This window comes from Granulosicoccus sp. 3-233 (assembly GCF_052681095.1).
This window is the reverse complement of record NZ_JBQYLE010000009.1, coordinates 248,187-261,324: the sequence shown is the minus strand read 5'-3', so window position 1 is coordinate 261,324 and position 13,138 is coordinate 248,187. Positions and strand designations below refer to the sequence as shown.

Below are 13,138 nucleotides of genomic sequence, written 5' to 3'. Positions count from 1 at the left end.
ATTTCGATAGTGATCGATGAGAGTCCAGTCCGATGAATGACCCGGCACCGTTGTACGTCAAGGTAAAGCGCCACATCACCGATGCGATCAGTGACGGAAAATATCTGCCGGGCGCCAAGTTGCCATCGGAGAGCGCCCTGGTCGAGGCGCTGGACGTCTCCCGAATGACGGTCAACCGGGCGCTGCGAGAGCTGACACGCGATGGGCTCATCACTCGGCTGCAGGGCGTTGGTTCCTTTGTCAGCAACGCTCGCCCCATGACCTCTCTTGTCGAGCTCAGGGACATTCGTGATTTCGTACTCGAGCTGGGCGCGGATTATTCCTGCAAGGTGCTGGTCGCAGAACGACGGCAGGCGAATCGGCGAGTGGGGGAGCTACTGGAAGTCGGCAAGGGCGCACAGGTTCTGCATGTGGCCATATTGCATTATTCCGATGGTGTTCCGATGCAGCTGGAGCGTCGCTTCGTGCGCGAGGATTTTTCGCCCGATCTGCTGAAGCAGGACCTGGAAGCCACCTCGACATTTCGCTATTTCCAGTCGATCGCGCCGGTATCCGAGCTGGAACAGGTGGTCGAGGCCTGTACACCCGATGCGCAAGAGCGTCGTTGGCTGAAACTGGAGGCGAATTGTCCACTGCTGAGAATCAGAAGGCGAACCTGGGTGGGTTCCAGAATTGTGACGCTGGGCTACTTTTCGCATCCTGGCGATCAGTTTCGTGTGACTGTCAGGCTCTGTCCCGGCGATCTGTCGCGTTGACATCGGGATATTCCTGTATCTTGTATATACAAGGGACGAGGGGTAAACTTCCTTACCGTCTTGCAGACACATGCCGTTAGAGCCGGGAGTTATGAGTACAGCTGCACACATGGTTGAGATCAGGAATGTCTCCAGAGCCTTCGGCCAGACTGTCGCGGTCGATAACGCGAGTCTCTCTCTGCAGCGCGGTGATTTCCTGACCATCGTTGGCCCCAGTGGTTGTGGCAAAACCACCTTGCTGCGAATGATTGCCGGGTTTGATGAACCGACCCGGGGCGAGATTCTGATCAACGGGCAGAATGTCGAATCCGTGCCGGCTTACCGGCGCTCGATCGGCATGGTGTTCCAGAAGCTGGCATTGTTTCCTCACATGACTGCCGCTGAGAACGTTGCCTTTCCACTGCGCATGCGTCGTTTCAATCCGGCATTGATCCCCGAACTGGTGAACCGATATCTGGCGCTGGTCAAGCTGGAACATCTTGCCGATCGCCGGCCTCATCAACTGTCAGGTGGACAGCAACAGCGTGTGGCCATTGCCCGCGCCCTGTCCTTCAGTCCGGATCTGCTGTTGCTGGATGAGCCCTTGTCAGCTCTGGACAAGAAGCTGCGGGAGGAGATGCAGTTGGAGTTCAGGCGTATTCAGCAGGAGCTTGGCGTCACCACGATCAATGTGACTCATGATCAACGCGAAGCGCTGGTCATGTCCGATCACATGATCGTCATGGATGAGGGCGTGGTGCAGCAGGCCAATACACCGCGCGAGGTCTATCACAGCCCCGGAAATCGCTTCGTGGCAGGTTTTCTCGGCGTTACGTCCATGTTCAAGGGCAGCGTGACGGCCATCCGGGAAGGCAGGCTGTCGGTGGATATGGGTGGCGTCACGATGACGGCTCGGGGTAACGGACAATTGTTTTCGGTCGGTGATGTCATCGACTGTGCTGTGCGTGCAGAACAGGTCGTTCTGTTCGAGGAAGATGCCCGGCATTGGGAGAATGCGGTCACGGGTGTTGTTCGCCAGCGCATCTTCGAAGGTGATCGAATGGTGTATGAGGTTCATGTCGAAGACATGAATGGTTCATTCATCCATGTGTTCGATCATGATCCCGGCAAGCACGCTGAACATGAGGTTGGAGCCATCGTGCATCTGGGCTGGAATGCAGAGTCGTTCTATGCGTTCCCTGTCGTTAAATAGCAGAACCTGAAAATCTTGAATCAGAGGATCGTGATGATGAACAGACTACCGATACAGAGCATGCGGCGACGCGCGGCACTCAAGGCCAGTGCGGCCGCCGCCGGAGCCCTGGCATTTCCTTCCCTGCTCAGAGCCAATGACAAGCCCGGAGAGTTGATCGTGCGCGCCTGGGGAGGCGCCTGGGGCGATGCACTCAAGGCGGGCGTTGCCGACCCGTTTACCGAAGCCACCGGCATCAAGGTGCGCCTGGATTTCACGGAAGACAACGAGATCAAGCCGAAGATCTGGTCGGCTGTCGATCAGGGACGCATTCCGCCCATCCATGTCAACTGGGACACCTCGACCAACGCAACGATTTCCGCGTTGCGGGGTGTGACTGTCGATCTGAGTGATCTGCCCAACCTCGAAGGCCTCTTGCCGCTGGCGAAACCTGCCGGACTGGAAGGCTATCCGCTGGTCAACACCTACGCCTATGTCTATGTCTGCGCCTATCGTCCCGAGGCGTTTCCCGATGGTCCGCCCACGTCCTGGAAGACCATGCTGGACCCGAAATACAAGGGGCGCATCGCCTTGTACGACGACGGCATCGGATTCAACCCCATCGCGGTGATCGCCGGTGGCGGCACATTCGACGATATTCCCGACAATATGGAGCCGGGTTACGAATTCTATCGTCAGCTCAAGGCGAACGAGCCATTGCTGGGTGAGGACTCCGACTTCACGACCTGGTTCCAGAACGGCGAGATCGATCTGGCCTGCACCATCTCGGTGAATGCACGGGCAGCTCGCCAGAACGGTATCGATGTGCAGTGGACCGTACCGGAAGAGGGTTGCAAGGTGGATACCGACGGTTTGTGGATTCCCAGAGGCTTGCCGGAGAACGAAGAGTTCTGGGCCAAGGAGTTCGTGAACTTCGCACTCTCCAGAGAAGCACAGGAAAAATGGTGTTCCCTGCTCGGATTGCCTCCCGTGTTTCCGGGAATCGCACCACCGGAAGATCTGGTCGACGATCTGTCCTACCCGACGAAACCGGAAGATTTTGCCAGACTGGTCAGTGTGCCGTCGCCCGTACTGGTCGAGAATCAGCCGAAATGGTTCGCCCGGTTCAACGAGATTTTCCAGGGCTGATGATGCCCATGGTGCAACCCCGGCAGCTGCCGGGGTTGCACGGCTACCTAGAGTGAATCACCGACTTGCCTGAACGTACACCGGATAGACTGCCACTGCGCTGGACACTGCTGGACAGGCTGGAAGCTATCGCAGCCCTGGTCTGGCCAGCGCGCTTGCGTGGGGCAACCGGCTGGCTGTTCATCACACCGGCCCTGTTGCTGGTAGGCGTGTTGCTGATCGGTCTGGGCTACATGATCGAGTACAGTCTGCACGAACTGGATCTGTCCACCTACCGCCTGAAGGAAGCCTACACGCTGGACAATTACCTGTTCCTCATGGAGCAACCCGTCTATCTGCGAGTACTGTTGCGGACTTTGCTGGCAGCGACCATTGTCACGGCAGCGACTCTGTTTCTGGCTTTTCCCTATGCTTATGTCATGGTCAGAACCTCGTCCTCGAGGTTGCGCAAGTTCCTGCTGATTTCGCTGTTTCTGCCTTTTTTCATCGGCCAGGTGGTACGTGCCTATGGCTGGCTGATCATCCTGGGCAAGGAAGGCATCATCAACAGCCTGCTGCTGACACTGGATTTGCCGACACTGGATCTGATCTACAACAACGGTGCGGTGATCTTCGGTCTGGTGCAGTACATGCTGCCCTTTGCCGTGTTGCTGATCGTACCGGCCATCACTGCCATCGGCGAGGATATCGAACTGGCAGCAGAAAGCCTGGGTGCCCACTGGACAAGAGCCTTCTGGCATGTGGTTCTGCCCATGGCCAGGCCCGGACTGGTTGGTGCCGGGGTTGTCGTGTTCACCCTGACCATGACAGATTTTGCCATGCCGGAAATTCTGGGTGGTGGTACCAGTGATTTCATCGCCAGTGCGATCTACGACAGCTTTTTCCAATTGTCCAATTCCGGTCTGGGCGCTGCCCTGTCCATTGTCCTGGTGACACTTGGCAGTATCCTGGTGGCCATCGTGTTCCGGCTCACCGGTGCCGGGACGCTGAGTATCCGGCAATGAGTCAGCTGTTGATCGTGTTGGTGAAGACGTTGCGATGTCAGGGGGGCGCATGAATCTCATGCCGTCGAAGAACTGGGTCCTGTGGACATTGGTGACTTTCAGTCTGATCACCTTGAGTCTGCCGACCATCATCATCATTGGTGCCTCGTTCACCTCGGGTGAGATCATCCAGTTTCCGCCAGATGGTTTTTCTCTACGCTGGTATGAACGTCTGTGGCAACTGGATGACTTCAAGGATGCATTCCTGCGCACGCTGCATGTCTCTTTCATCTGTACCCTGGTGGCCATTCCCGTGGGCACGCTGGCAGCTCTGGCCTGTGTGCGCTATCGCATGCGTTTCCAGCAGACCATACAGGTCTATCTGTTGCTGCCATTCACCATACCGCTGGTGGTATCCGGAATCGCCATGATGATCTTCTTCGGTGAGATTCGCATTTTGGGGCAGATCTGGCCAGTGGGTGTCGCGCTGTGCCTGATCAACCTGCCGTTCATGATCTGGTCGGTGAGCTCGACGGTCAACGGTCTGGACCCGGAGCTGGAGAATGCCGCTCACAGTTGTGGTGCACCACCGGTGCAGACGTTCTTTGCCGTGACGCTGCCGGCAGTCATGCCCGGTGTGATTACCGGGGCACTGCTGATGTTCATTCTGGCGTTCAACGAGTTTCTGGTCAGTCTGTTCCTGACCGATGCCCGCACCGTGACCCTGCCGGTGCAGATCTACAATTCGATTCGCAGTGTCATCACGCCAGACCTGGCTGCGGTATCGGTCGTCTACATCGTGGTCGCACTGCTTGCCGTCTGGTTGCTCGACCGTCTGGTCGGACTCGACATCTTCCTCAAATCACGATAAACCGCCTTCCCGCATTCATGAACATCAGTTTCCATCACCATGCGTCGCTGGACGATGCGCAGAAAGCTGCCTTGCTGCAGCGTACCGAAGGCGATCTGGGGCCTTTTCTGGAAAAGGTCGTGCCCATCATCCATGCTGTTCGGGATGAGGGTGACGCAGCGCTGGCGCGCTTTGCCAGGCAATTCGATGGCTCTACGGTTGCTGCCGATGCCATTGCGGCCACGCCTGCAGATTTCGACAAGGCGTTTGACAGCCTTGACAAGGACTTCATCGAGATACTGGAATACAACAGCGACAATGTGCGCCGCTTTCATCGGGCACAGATGCCCGAGCAGATGTGGATGAAGGAAATGCATCCGGGGGTCTTTGCCGGGGAGAAGGTTGAGGCGATCAGCTCGGTAGCCTGCTATGTTCCCAGAGGCAAGGGTTCGTTTCCCAGTGTTGTCATGATGACGGCCATTCCGGCCGTCGTGGCGGGTGTTCCCGAACCGGTCATCATCACGCCGCCGGGGCCCGATGGCAACGTGGATGCGGCGACTCTGGTGGCAGCCAGGATCGCTGGTGTCGAACAGGTCTACAAATGCGGTGGTGCTCAGGGCGTCGCAGCCGTTGCCCATGGCACGCAGACCGTGCCGCGTTGTCGCAAGATCGTCGGACCGGGCAGCCCCTGGGTGGTCGCGGCCAAACGTGTTCTGGCCGACCGTCTCGATCCGGGCCCACCCGCCGGTCCCAGCGAGTCGATCATCCTGGCCGATGAGACTGCCAATGGACGTGTAGCCGCTCTGGATCTGCTGATCGAATCCGAGCACGGACCTGACAGCTCTGCCTATCTGGTGACCTCATCAAGGGCGGTTGCCGAAGCTGCGATTGCGGCCATTCCCGGATATTGGAAGCAGATGAGTGAACAGCGAGTGGCGTTTTCATCCACGGTGCTGTGTGGTCCGCGAGGCGGAGTGATTCTGACTGACTCCATTGAAGAGGCCATCGCTTTCGTCAATGAGTATGCTCCCGAACATCTGCAGATACACTCGAAGGATGCGCATGACTACCTGGGCGCCATACGCAATGCCGGGGAGATACTGCTGGGAGAACATACGCCGATCTGTATCGGTAATTTCACGCTTGGTCCCAATGCTGTGCTGCCAACCAATGCAAGCGCACATACGCGCTCACCCCTGGGTGTGCATGATTACCTGAAGCTGGTCTCGATCGGCCATGTGACAAGAAAGGGTTACGACACCTTGGCGCCCTATGCCCGGAAGATGGCACGGTACGAAGGGTTCGATGCACACGAAAACGCGGTGTCGGAGATGCGCACAAAGGCGTTCGAGGCCGGATAGGCGCTGGACGACATGATGGATTCACGTTTGAAGATTGGCGCGCAAGCCGGTACGCCATTGGATAAGCAGGCTGGTTCGGGAGCCAGCCATGATGCACCGGCAAGCCCGTTGTCGCGGATCAGGCAGCTTGGCCGCGATCCGGCGAGCATGCCCGAGGCCGCGCTCGCGATGATCGAACTGCTGGATCGGAAGTTTCCGTTCACGGTGGTGCCGGGCAGTCTGACTCTTGACACCTGTAATCCACTGGCACTGAACTCGCTGCGAGCAGAATTCAGAACCGAAGACGGACAGCACCTGTTTCTCAAATGCCATCACGAGGACGGTGAAGCAGACCGAGTGGGGGAGTATTACCGGTCTGGTATTCTGGAAGAAGCCGGCTTTCCGATTGACAAGGCCCTGTATCAATCCTCCGCAGTTGGCGAGCAACTGGTGATCTACCGCTACCGGGATCGTCGCCAGTTTCCGGAGTTGCACAGTGTGGCCCGTGATCTGGAATCGCATGGTTGCAGGCCGGCGGACATGGCGCCAGTGGTCGCAGCCTTTGACCGCTTTCAGCAGCAGCTGGGAGCGCGTTATCTGGATAGTCTGCACCTTGCCTCCCCAGCGGAGGTTGCGGCCGAGGCGGTGCATGGCTTGTATCATCGACGCCTGGTCGATCACGAGGAAGCAGTCGTGTTCGGTGGGCGAGTTCGCGAATTCTACCTGGGAAGACAAGTAGAGCTGCCCGACGGCAGCAGCCTGCCGTTCGAACAATTCTGGCATTTACGCTGGCGTATCAATGGGCAGCTGCAAGAGTCGAGTCTGCATGAGGCCTTGCAACGCGCCCGGGTGCTGCTGCTGCCGACACCGCATGAGTCCGTGGCGGCCCTGACAGCCCATGGCGATGACCACACCGGAAATCTGCTGTACAACCCGGCGGAAAGTATCGACAGGGCGATCAGCTATTTTGATCCGGCTTTCGCTGGCAACCACATTCCGGCATTGATGGCGCCCTGCAAGGCGCTCTATCATGTCTGTTATGCGCATCCGAACATGCTGTACGATCCGGACGAACTGCGGGTGGATCTGTCAGCGAAGGTGAGTCAGGGTGTGCTGCAGATCGAGCATGACTGGCAGCTGACGCCGTTGCGGCAGCAATTTCTGGCATCGCAGACAAGACATGTCTGGCAACCCTTGCTGCGAACCATGAGGGCACAGAATCTGCTGCCCGTGCAGTGGCGGGACATCATCGGTGCTGCATTGCTGTGCTGCCCGTTGTTGTGCAAGAATCTTCTGGCAGGGGCAGGTCGACCCAACCCCTTGACGGCTGAAGCCTCACTGCTGACGTTCTCGGTTGCCCTGCAACTGGCCGATGGCCTGTTTACCCATCAGCTGGACGACCCGTGAGCTGCGTGAAGACAGCGACACGCTGAAGAACAGCTGTGTGTACCTGATCCGAATCCCGGCGTATCATGACGCTGAACCCGGCTACCGGTGGAGACTGTCATGTCGCGGCAAATACCTGCATTGAAGCGCATCACCATTCGTACGGCACGCGAACTGGATGTCTGGCTTGCCAGTGGCTTCACTCAGGCAAACAGCGTCATGCTGGTGACCCATGCCAGATCCTCCGATCCGCAAAGCATCAGCCCGGATCAGATGGCACAGGCAATGGCAGGGCATGAATGGAAGGTCGGGCGTCGCTATACCCTTGGATCGGGCCTGCTGGGACAGGTGATCAGCAGACCATGACCGGGGTGGGTCTGCGTGATCAAGCCAGAAAATGCACGCCGACAAGAATGAACACGCCGATGAACAGGGTTTCAGCCACGATGAGGATGATGGCCTGAGAACCGACGTCGAAGATTCTGCGCAGAGACGTTTTCATGCCTACTGCCGAGATGGCGGTCAGCAGGGCCCAGCGAGACAGATCGTTCAGGAAGCTGCCAACGGACTCCGGTATCAGATTCAGGGAATTGATGCCAGCCAGCAGCAGAAAACCCAATACAAATCCCGGCACCAGTGGTGGTCGTTTCTTGCCTTCAAGCGATTCCGATTCGCCGCGCATGCGGATCACCAGAGCGAAGACCAGTACCACGGGGGCCAGCATGCTGACACGGATCAACTTCACAAGCGTGGCTGTTTCACCGGTCTGTTCGGAGACGGAGAAACCGGCACCGACAACCTGCGCGACATCGTGGATGGTGCCGCCGAGAAAGACCCCGGTGGCAAGATGATCCAGCCCCAGTGTCTGTGTGATGATGGGGTAGGCAATCATGGCGATCGTGCTCAACACGGTGACGCCCAGTACCGTGAACAGCAGATTGCGTTCGGAATGTTCGTTGGTGGGCAGAACGGCGGCAATGGCCATGGCCGCTGATGCTCCGCAAATGGCAACAGCGCCCCCCGTCAGCAAACCCAGTCGCCAACCGCGTCCCAGTACCGCGGCACCGCCCAGACCGAACAGGATGGTCAGAATGACACCGGCTATGGTCAGCGAGATCATGGACGGACCAAGACCGATCAACAGATCGATACTGATTCTGACACCCAGCAAGGCCACACCGAAGCGCAAGACAGTGCGTGCCGTGAATTCGATACCCTTGACGCAGACGCCTTCTTCAGCAAGAAAATGAAAGGCAATCCCCAGCAGCAAGGCCATCAGCATGGCGGGCGCGCCATAGTGCTCTGACAGGAATTGCGCGGTCACGGCAATGACCAGTGCGACACACAATCCCTGGCCTACCCCTCCCAGACGACCGCTGACTGCATCGAATCGGGAGGCAATCGCTGACTGCATATTCATGGTGACGTTGTTCGTGATTTCAGGTTGGGGGGGCGAGGTGTGGGGAGTCAGGAAGCGGATGCTCCCTGACTCCTGTCCAATCAGGAAGGTTGTTGCGGACGCATGTCGGCAGCATTGATGCCGGCAACCGATACCGGTGCTTTCATGGCATCGCGACGGAAGGGTTCGCCGAGTTCCTGGTTCAGTACGACTTCGATGAAGGTAGTGACATTGTCGTTCATCTGTTCCTGCACGGCAGTTGTCAACGCAGCCGAGAGATCCTCGGTATTGAACACCTTGACACCCTTGAGGCCGCAGGCTTCAGCGATCTTCGCGTAATCCACCTGAGTATCCAGCTCGGTTCCGACAAAGTTGTCCTTGTACCAGAGTGTGGTATTGCGCTTCTCGGCGCCCCACTGATAGTTGCGGAAGATCACCATTGTAATCGCTGGCCAATCGTTTCGGCCGCAGGCGGTCATTTCATTCATCGAGATACCGAAAGCACCGTCTCCGGCAAAACCGACGACCGGTACATCGGGACAACCGATCTTGGCGCCCAGGATGGCTGGCAGACCGTAGCCACAAGGTCCGAACAGGCCGGGAGCCAGGTACTTGCGACCTTTTTCGAAGGTCGGGTAAGCGTTGCCGATGGCGCAGTTGTTACCGATGTCGCTGGAAATGATGACGTCTTCAGGCAGTGAGTCACGGATTGCCAACCAGGCATTGCGCGGTGACATGCGATCGGGATTGCGCTCACGCGCACGCTCGTTCCAGGTGATGCCCTCGTCGTTGTCTTCCTCGTGCTCCATGGACACCAGTTCCTGCGCCCAGCGATCCTTGGTGTGCTTGATGTCGGACTTGCGTTCGCTGCGGCCGGCATCACCGGCAGTCTTGCTCAACTGGCCGAGAATTTCGGTGGCCACGTACTTGGCATCACCCTGGATGGCTACGGTTACCGGCTTGGTCAGCCCGATACGATCGGCATTGATATCCACCTGAATGAGCTTGGCGTCCTTCGGCCAGTAGTCGATTCCGTAACCGGGCAGTGTGGAGAAGGGGTTCAGACGCGTGCCCAGAGCCAGCACCACATCCGCCTTGGCAATCAGTTCCATTGCCGCCTTGGAGCCGTTGTATCCAAGGGGACCGACAGACAGCTCATGTGAGCCGGGGAATGCATCGTTGTGCTGGTAATTGCAGCAAACCGGTGCATCCAGTTTTTCGGCCAGCTGGCGTGAGGCATCGATGGCACCACCGATAACGACACCGGCACCATTGAGAATGACGGGAAACTTCGCTTCAGACAGCAGTTTTGCCGCATCGGCAATGGCATCGGCGCCACCGCGTGGACGTTCCAGACGCACGATCTGTGGCAGTTCGATGTCGATGACCTGAGTCCAGTAGTCACGAGGAATGTTGATCTGCGCCGGTCCACACAGACGCCAGGCCTGCTCGATGACGCGGTTCAGAACCTCGGCAACACGGGAAGGATCACGAACCTCTTCCTGGTAGGCCACCATGTCCTCGAACAGGGCCATCTGCTTGATTTCCTGGAAGCCGCCCTGACCGATGGTCTTGTTGGCTGCCTGAGGTGTTACCAGCAGCATGGGGGTGTGGTTCCAATAAGCAGTCTTTATGGGAGTCACGAAATTGGTGATGCCCGGGCCGTTCTGGGCAATGGCCATGGACATCTTGCCCGAGGCACGGGTATAGCCGTCGGCACTCATGCCGGCGTTGCACTCATGTGCGCAGTCCCAGAACTTGATGCCGGCAGCCGGGAACAAGTCGGAAATGGGCATCATGGCAGAGCCGATGATGCCGAATGCATGTTCGATACCATGCATCTGCAGTACCTTGATGAAGGCTTCTTCTGTTGTCATTTTCATGGTGTTGGTCCTCAGAGTTTCTCGTCTTGCAGGTGGTAGTAAACGTACATGAATCGTTGACCCAGACGTCTGAACGGAGTCAGTACGCCATGGCTGGGCAACGGTGATGTAAAGATGGGTAGATCAAGGCCCTGGTTCTGTCCCGCGACCAGTTGCGCCATGCGACGGCCGGCCTGTGCGGAATACATGACTCCGTTGCCGCCGTAGCCCATGGCGTAATAGATGGTCTGCTTCGGATCGGGCTGGAATATTCTCGGCATCATGTCGTGACTGACGTCCACCCAGCCCCACCAGGAATAATCCAGATCGATATCGTCGAGCACCGGAAATTTTCTGGCCAGTCCCTGACGCAGTGCTGCCAGGTGCTTCGGGTTCTCAGCATCCTTGCCGGTCACGGCACTACGGCTACCGATCTGTACCCGGCCATCAGGCAGATAGCGGTAGTAGTGGCGCAGCGTACGCGTGTCGGTCAGGGGCGAGCAGGTCTGGAATCCGCATTCACTTTTCTCTTCGTCGGTCAGAGGCCGAGTCACGATCGAGTTGGACAGAATCGGCATCAGGCGATTCTTGGTGCGGTTGCTCAGGCCTGCCGGCGTATAACCGGCGGTTGCCAATGCCACCGAACGTGCGCGTACGATGCCGCCGGGTGTTGTCAGATGGTGGACACCGTCGATGGTCTTCCAGCCCATGACAGGGCTACCCGGATGAATGGATGCTCCGAGCTTGCGTGCCATGTTCTGGTAACCGAATGCCAGCTTGGCTGCGTGTATGGAGACACCATCCGGCTCCCACATGGCACCGGCTGCTTCCTGGTCTCGGACATGATTCTCGTGAAGCTCCTCGCGGGACATCATGCGTGAGCCATACCCGAAAGTATCATTGAGCAGTTGGCATTCCTTGTTCAGTTTTGCCATGACGCCGGGCTTGTGTGCGATGTAGAAGTGACCACCATCCTGTGGTTCGCAATCGAACTCGCCACAACCGATCAGGTCACGAAACAGTTCAAAGCCCTCGCTGACCTCGGCATGCATCTTCTTGGCGACGTCCACACCCCAGCGATCGATCCACTGGGAGCGCTTGAGTCGTCCGGAGGAGATCTGCGCCTGACCACCGTTACGCGTGGAGCAACCCCAGGCGACGGTATTGGCTTCCAGTACAGTGGCCTTGATGCCGAATTCCTTTGCCAGGTGAATGGCGCAGGACAGACCGGTGTATCCGGAACCGACGATGGCAACATCGACGTCCATATCTCCGGACACAGGGCCATCATCCTCTGGCGGTTCTCCGGCCGTGCCTACCCAATAGGTGGGCGCGTAGTCGCGGTTGTGTCCCGGACCGGAGTCGACGAGAGGATCGTATCGAGGGTCGTAGCTGGATTTTGGCCAGTGTTTCCGACGTAGTGAATCAGTCATGGCGGCAGACTTCCTGCGGAAGAGAAACTATCAGGATTGTTGGAGAGGGCGATCCTTGCGCAACGCCTGTTTGACAATGATCTTGCCGTCGCGCAATGTGAACAGGTCTGCTCCCTGCGCTTCAACGCGAGAGCCATCGGCATTGGTACCGGAGAAAGTCCACTCGGAAACGGCACGGTCACCGTGTACGAAGTGGCTGTGGTGATCCCAGTGGGCGTCCTTCATGCCTGCCCAGACAGCGCTGAATGCCTTGGCGATGGCTTCCTTGCCTTCGATCTTGCTGCCGTGCACTTCGGGTCCACCGACCGTGTAGAACACGCAGTCGTCGGCGAAGCAGGTCATGACACCCTCGATGTCATGGCGATTGAAGGCGTCGAAGGTTGCGGCAAGGTCTGCTGCAGTGAGTTCGTTGGACATCGGTTTCTGTTTCCCTGAGTAAGCTGAGACACCAGGAGCAGGTCTCTTGGTGATGGATCTTAGGGGGACTGGGGCGTTTGCGTACGTACCAATGAAAACGCGGCGGTGGAGCCAGCGTGTGTGTCGAGACGGATGGACCCTGGGACAGGCCTTGGCCTCAATGAGACATAAAGACGCGCAGCAGAAACGCGATAGACCGGTGAATACAGTCGCGCACGGAGTTGTTTTCGGGGCGGCCCTCCGCAAACCGTGGCTTGGTTACTCCAAGTGAGGTTTGGAAATATCGAGTACGCGGCTGTAGACGCCGGTATAGCGCGAGCCGTAGGCGGTTTCTGGTCGTGGACTTATGTCTCATTGAGGCTAGGTCAGGGACTTCTTGCGCAGCAGTAAACA

12 protein-coding genes are annotated in these 13,138 nt (G+C 57.9%); 8 read left to right on the top strand and 4 right to left on the bottom strand.

The window, feature by feature from the left end; genetic code table 11:
• The first annotated feature begins 32 nt into the window (after positions 1-32).
• From ACUNV4_RS22130 to ACUNV4_RS22095, 8 genes are all read left to right on the top strand, one after another.
• Positions 33-755 (top strand): UTRA domain-containing protein, encoded by a 723-nt coding sequence (locus tag ACUNV4_RS22130; protein WP_430880804.1) that lies wholly within the window; start codon positions 33-35, stop codon positions 753-755.
• A gap of 109 nt (positions 756-864) precedes the next feature.
• Positions 865-1,947, top strand: coding sequence for an ABC transporter ATP-binding protein (locus ACUNV4_RS22125; RefSeq protein ID WP_430880803.1), 1,083 nt, complete (start codon positions 865-867; stop codon positions 1,945-1,947).
• Positions 1,948-1,980: 33 nt separating this feature from the next.
• Positions 1,981-3,075 (top strand): ABC transporter substrate-binding protein, encoded by a 1,095-nt coding sequence (locus tag ACUNV4_RS22120; RefSeq protein WP_430880802.1) that lies wholly within the window; start codon positions 1,981-1,983, stop codon positions 3,073-3,075.
• A gap of 65 nt (positions 3,076-3,140) precedes the next feature.
• Positions 3,141-4,079: an ABC transporter permease gene (locus ACUNV4_RS22115; RefSeq protein ID WP_430880801.1), complete on the top strand. Its 939-nt coding sequence runs from the start codon at positions 3,141-3,143 to the stop codon at positions 4,077-4,079.
• A gap of 49 nt (positions 4,080-4,128) precedes the next feature.
• The gene (locus ACUNV4_RS22110) at positions 4,129-4,929 is read left to right on the top strand and encodes an ABC transporter permease (RefSeq protein WP_430880800.1); all 801 of its coding nucleotides are present in this window, start codon (positions 4,129-4,131) and stop codon (positions 4,927-4,929) included.
• A gap of 17 nt (positions 4,930-4,946) precedes the next feature.
• On the top strand, positions 4,947-6,269 hold the full coding sequence (hisD, locus tag ACUNV4_RS22105; RefSeq protein ID WP_430880799.1) for a histidinol dehydrogenase: 1,323 nt from the start codon (positions 4,947-4,949) through the stop codon (positions 6,267-6,269).
• Positions 6,270-6,281: 12 nt separating this feature from the next.
• Complete coding sequence (locus tag ACUNV4_RS22100; protein ID WP_430880798.1) at positions 6,282-7,655, top strand: hypothetical protein; 1,374 nt, start codon at positions 6,282-6,284, stop codon at positions 7,653-7,655.
• Between the two features lie 99 nt (positions 7,656-7,754).
• The gene (locus tag ACUNV4_RS22095) at positions 7,755-8,000 is read left to right on the top strand and encodes a hypothetical protein (protein WP_430880797.1); all 246 of its coding nucleotides are present in this window, start codon (positions 7,755-7,757) and stop codon (positions 7,998-8,000) included.
• A gap of 19 nt (positions 8,001-8,019) precedes the next feature.
• On the opposite strand, the gene ACUNV4_RS22090 is transcribed toward ACUNV4_RS22095, so the two are convergent.
• The 4 genes from ACUNV4_RS22090 to ACUNV4_RS22075 all read right to left on the bottom strand — a co-directional run bounded on the left by ACUNV4_RS22090 (position 8,020) and on the right by ACUNV4_RS22075 (position 12,745).
• A complete protein-coding gene (locus ACUNV4_RS22090; RefSeq protein ID WP_430880796.1) occupies positions 8,020-9,054 on the bottom strand; it encodes a YeiH family protein in 1,035 nt (344 codons plus the stop codon).
• Between the two features lie 80 nt (positions 9,055-9,134).
• Positions 9,135-10,916: a sulfoacetaldehyde acetyltransferase gene (gene xsc / locus ACUNV4_RS22085; RefSeq protein ID WP_430880795.1), complete on the bottom strand. Its 1,782-nt coding sequence runs from the start codon at positions 10,914-10,916 to the stop codon at positions 9,135-9,137.
• Between the two features lie 11 nt (positions 10,917-10,927).
• Positions 10,928-12,328, bottom strand: a complete 1,401-nt coding sequence (locus tag ACUNV4_RS22080) for an NAD(P)/FAD-dependent oxidoreductase (protein WP_430880794.1) — start codon at positions 12,326-12,328, stop codon at positions 10,928-10,930.
• A 30-nt stretch (positions 12,329-12,358) separates the two neighbouring features.
• The gene (locus ACUNV4_RS22075; RefSeq protein WP_430880793.1) at positions 12,359-12,745 is read right to left on the bottom strand and encodes a nuclear transport factor 2 family protein; all 387 of its coding nucleotides are present in this window, start codon (positions 12,743-12,745) and stop codon (positions 12,359-12,361) included.
• Between the last annotated feature and the right edge of the window lie 393 nt (positions 12,746-13,138).

Bases quoted from the DNA above. Each gene is read 5' to 3' on its own strand.
- ACUNV4_RS22130 (WP_430880804.1), top strand. From the start codon at position 33: ATGAATGACCCGGCACCGTTGTACGTCAAGGTAAAGCGCCACATCACC.
- ACUNV4_RS22125 (WP_430880803.1), top strand. From the start codon at position 865: ATGGTTGAGATCAGGAATGTCTCCAGAGCCTTCGGCCAGACTGTCGCG.
- ACUNV4_RS22120 (WP_430880802.1), top strand. From the start codon at position 1,981: ATGATGAACAGACTACCGATACAGAGCATGCGGCGACGCGCGGCACTC.
- ACUNV4_RS22110 (WP_430880800.1), top strand. From the start codon at position 4,129: ATGAATCTCATGCCGTCGAAGAACTGGGTCCTGTGGACATTGGTGACT.
- hisD (WP_430880799.1), top strand. From the start codon at position 4,947: ATGAACATCAGTTTCCATCACCATGCGTCGCTGGACGATGCGCAGAAA.
- ACUNV4_RS22100 (WP_430880798.1), top strand. From the start codon at position 6,282: ATGATGGATTCACGTTTGAAGATTGGCGCGCAAGCCGGTACGCCATTG.
- ACUNV4_RS22095 (WP_430880797.1), top strand. From the start codon at position 7,755: ATGTCGCGGCAAATACCTGCATTGAAGCGCATCACCATTCGTACGGCA.
- ACUNV4_RS22090 (WP_430880796.1), bottom strand. From the start codon at position 9,054: ATGAATATGCAGTCAGCGATTGCCTCCCGATTCGATGCAGTCAGCGGT.
- xsc (WP_430880795.1), bottom strand. From the start codon at position 10,916: ATGAAAATGACAACAGAAGAAGCCTTCATCAAGGTACTGCAGATGCAT.
- ACUNV4_RS22080 (WP_430880794.1), bottom strand. From the start codon at position 12,328: ATGACTGATTCACTACGTCGGAAACACTGGCCAAAATCCAGCTACGAC.
- ACUNV4_RS22075 (WP_430880793.1), bottom strand. From the start codon at position 12,745: ATGTCCAACGAACTCACTGCAGCAGACCTTGCCGCAACCTTCGACGCC.